The organism is Protofrankia sp. CiP1_Cm_nod4 (assembly GCF_982290645.1).
Map to the genome: position 1 here is coordinate 1,726 of NZ_CEVIVC010000055.1, position 3,395 is coordinate 5,120.

General features: G+C 73.0%; 2 protein-coding genes. One reads left to right on the forward strand and one right to left on the reverse strand.

Translation table 11 applies throughout. From position 1 onward, the window contains the following. Positions 1-817 precede the first annotated feature (817 nt). On the forward strand, positions 818-1,378 hold the full coding sequence (locus AC5LSR_RS12590) for an HIT family protein (RefSeq protein ID WP_250283912.1): 561 nt from the start codon (positions 818-820) through the stop codon (positions 1,376-1,378). A gap of 283 nt (positions 1,379-1,661) precedes the next feature. Here the strand turns inward: AC5LSR_RS12590 and AC5LSR_RS12595 are convergent. Continuing rightward, positions 1,662-3,395: elongation factor G-like protein EF-G2 (locus AC5LSR_RS12595; RefSeq protein WP_493468487.1), on the reverse strand; the 1,734-nt coding region annotated here is incomplete at its 5' end.

Consider the following 3,395-nt stretch of genomic DNA (forward strand, 5'->3'; position numbering starts at 1 on the left):
ACGGCTCTGGCCTGGGATGATGTCATCGTCTACTCCCGGTTCGGCGGGTCGGGGCACGGCGTCCGTCAGGCCCAGGCCGCGGTACGCATCCGGCGCCGGGACGCGGGGCGGCGCGTGCCCGGCGGGCCGAAGGTGACGCGATCATGTGCCTTTCGTGGCCGGGGCTCCTCCGGCAGCCGGTCCGGTCGGCTTACCGGGACCGGGCCCGGGGCCCCCGGTCACTGTGGGGACAACTCCTATCCACCCTGCTGTGGTTCCAGGGCCGGCAACGGGTACGTTGCGCGAGCAGAAGTGACGGTGCGTCCTGGTGGCGACACGCTGAATGATTCTGGTCATAGTGCGGGCGCCATGGTTTGAAACGGCTTACGCTACCGGAGAGAGGTTGACGGCGACCCCCCCACGTCGTCAACCTCTCCTGTGGTTGACAAGAAGTTCATCGATCGCGGCGTGGGGTCGCGGGCGGCCGGCCGAGGCGTGGTGACCTGTGGTCGGCTTCTGTGCGCATCTCGTGGCTGGTGGCGCGGCGCCCAACCGGGCATCCTGGGGCGTAGCGGTGTTTTGACGCGGCGCCCGGGGCGGAGTAGGTAGATGTGTACATCAATGCGCGGGCCGTGGCGCGGCTGGCGGAAGCGCCGTCTCCAGCCCCGTCCAGCCGGCGCGCGTGCCCAGCCAGCTTCCGGACACATCGGGAGGCCCCGCCAGTGACACACCACCAGGGTGGTCCCAGGTCCGTGACCGCGCCGTCTGCGAGGCCACCCGTGAGCATGCCGCCCGCGAGCATCGCGCTGCCCGTGGGCGGCGCGGGAACGGGCAGTTCGTGGACGTGACCCCGAGCGCACCGGAGGGTGTCTCGCTGGAGGCGCAGGACGGCGTCGGCAGCCCGGACGCGTTCCGCCGCCTCTACACACCGCACCGGATGGCGTATGTCAAGGGGGAGCGGCCCGCCGGCCAGCAGTGCCCGTTCTGTGAGATCCCGTCCCTGTCGGACGAGGACGGGCTGGTCGTCGCCCGAGGCGAGACCGTGTACGCCGTTCTCAACCTTTACCCGTACAATTCCGGGCATCTCATGATCGTGCCGTACCGGCATATTCCGGACTATGCCGCCCTGATGGACGCCGAAACCACCGAAATGGCCCTGTTCACCCAGCACGCGCTGCGGGCGCTGCGACGGGCGAGTGGCGCGCACGGCTTCAACATCGGGATGAATCTCGGCGTTGTCGCGGGCGCCGGTATCGCCGAGCACGTCCACCAGCACGTCGTGCCGCGCTGGGGCGGTGACACCAACTTCATGCCGGTCGTGGGCGGCACGAAAGTCCTGCCCGCGCTGCTGGGCCAGACCCGCGAGATCACCGCCGCCGCGTGGAAGGAAACCGAATAGGCGCCGGTCCCCGCCGGCAGGCCGGCACGGTTCCCCCGTGCGCCGCGCACGGCTGTCTCCGGTGATGTTTTTCGGCGCTGTTTTCCTCGCGTTCCCCCGTGTTTCTCAGGGCCGCGTTCACTGATGCCGCGTCCCGGCGGCTGTCGGGGCCGGGACCGGTTCCCGTACCCGCCAACGGGTTTCCCGTGCCCGCCAGGAGGCGGTCGGGGGACGGCACGGCGGGGTGGGCCCGGACCGGTACTGATCCGGGCCCACCGCGGGCTCGGGCCCGGCGAAACCGGTGCTATCCGGTTTCGCCGGGCCTGTCGCCGAGATGTTCGGCGGCGATGTGCTCGGGGACCGCTTCGTAACGCAGATGGTCACGGGTGAACGTGCCGGTGCCCTGGGTCAGCGAACGGATGTCCACCGCGTACCGCAGCATCTCCTTCTCGGGCACCTCGGCCCGCACCAGGGTCCGGCCCGCACCACTCCCGTGCGCTGCCTGCCCGCCGGCCTGCCCGCCGGCCTGCCCGGCGCCGACCGGCTCGATGCCGACGACCCGGCCGCGCCGTGCCGCGAGGTCGCTGGTCACCGGGCCGATGTGCTCGTCGGGGGCGAGCACGCAGACAGCGAGCACTGGCTCGAGCAGGACGATCCCGGCGGCCCGGGCGGCGTTCTTCACCGCCAGCGCCCCGGCGGCCTGGAAGGCGATGTCGGAGGAGTCCACCGAATGGGCCTTGCCGTCGACCAGCCGTACCCGGATGTCGACGAGCGGATATCCGGCCGCCACCCCGAGGTCGAGCTGGCGCAGCACGCCCTTCTCCACCGAGGGGATGAACTGCCGGGGGACCGCGCCGCCGACCACCTCGTCGACGAACTCCCGGCCGCTGCCGGCCGGCAGCGGCTCCACCGCGACGTGGCAGATCGCGTACTGGCCGTGGCCGCCGGACTGTTTGACGTGCCGGCCGGTGCCCCGCGCCGGCCCGCGCAGCGTCTCCCGCAGCGGGACCCGCGGCGGCACCCGGTCGACGTCCACGCCGTAGCGGGCCCGCAGCCGCTCGACGACGACGTCGCTGTGCGCCTCGCCCATGCACCACAGCACGAGCTGGCCGGTCTCGGTGCCGTACTCCACCGTCAGGCTCGGGTCCTCCGCGGCGAGGCGGGCCAGCGCGGTCGACAGCTTGTCCTCCGCGCTCTTCGTCCGCGAGCGGATCGCCACGGGCAGCTGCGGCCGCGGCATCGACCACGTCTGCAGCAGGATGGGGTCGTCCGGGCTGGACAGGGTGTCGCCGGTCTCCGCGGTGGCCAGTTTCGCCACGACACACAGACCGCCGGCCCGGACGGCCCGCGCCGGCTGCTGTCCGGATCTCCCGGCCGGCCGGGAGATCCCCACGATCCGCCCGTCGTCGTCATGGTCGGGATGGCCGCGTTCGGCCCGGCCGTGCCCGCAGACGTGCACGGCCATGTCCGCGCGCAGCGTCCCGGAGAACACCCTGACCAGCGAGATGCGCCCGACATAGGGGTCGGTCGTGGTCCTGATGACCTCGGCGGCCAGCGGGCCGTCGGGGTCGGCCGACAGCGGTGGGCCCGACGACCCGTCGAGCCGGGTGCTCACCGGCAGGCGGTGCTCGGCGGGGGAGGGGAACGCCCGGGTGAACAGGTCCAGCAGCTCGGTGGCGCCCAGCATGTCACCGCTCCCGCCGCCGGCGGCACCGGCCGGGCCGGCCACGGGCAGGACGGGGTGGAAGCGGCCGCGGGCGACCGCGGTCTCCAGGTCGCCGAGCAGCAGGCCCGGTGCCAGCCGCTCCCCGGCGAGGTACTGCTCGAGCAGGGACTCGTCCTCGCTCTCGGCGATGATCCCCTCGATCAGGGCGCCACGGGCGGCGGCCACCGCTGCCTGGGCGGCGCTGTTCCCGGTGCCGTCCGCGGAGAGCAGGTCGACCAGCCGGTAGCCGCCGTAGCCGCCGTGTCCCGGCGCGGCCCCGTTCGCCGCCGGCAGGCGCACCGGCAGGTGCAGCGGCAGCACGCCCGGGCCGAA